Consider the following 608-nt stretch of genomic DNA (forward strand, 5'->3'; position numbering starts at 1 on the left):
TTTTGACAGTGTTTCCGATAATGCTCAGGGGTCGGAAACCGAATACTATGAAGAAGAGTATGAAGTTGAAATATCTCGAGGCAAATTTTGGGATTTCTTGAGGGGGCCAAAGCGTGAAACCAGGACTAGAACTGAATCATATTCTTACACCACAGTAAAAGCCAAACCGATTCGTCGCGCAATTGAAGAAATTCGTTCTAATTTGGAAGATGAATTGGGCCATTTGTCTGAAAGCTATTCACAGGCTTGGAAAAAGAAAATCTACAGCCAAGTCGTCAGCGCGTTGAGGGAGGCAATGGGTGACGGAGAGTTGGATGTCAATATTATTGCCCGTGCGGTAAAAAATGTTTTGGCGCGTATTCCTGAGGCTTCATTTAAATTAGAAGACGATATACCTAAAAGCCTGAAAAAGACAGGTAAGTTAACAGGTTATGAGGCAGAATCATTTATTGATGATGCAGAAGATTATATTTCCAATCTTAAAGACGTGGTTAATAAAGATATTTCTGCCTATATGACAACTTTGGTAAGCAACCTTAAAAAAATTGACTTGGCAAAAGAGTTGACCGCAGATCTGGAAAATAACCTGAAACAACTGCTGAGTGAAA

1 protein-coding gene is annotated in these 608 nt (G+C 39.5%); it reads left to right on the top strand.

From position 1 onward, the window contains the following. On the top strand, positions 1-608 hold a 608-nt coding region (locus ACTHS3_RS16555; RefSeq protein WP_440368579.1), incomplete at both ends, for a hypothetical protein.

It is taken from the genome of Neisseria sp. P0009.S007 (genome assembly GCF_051962515.1).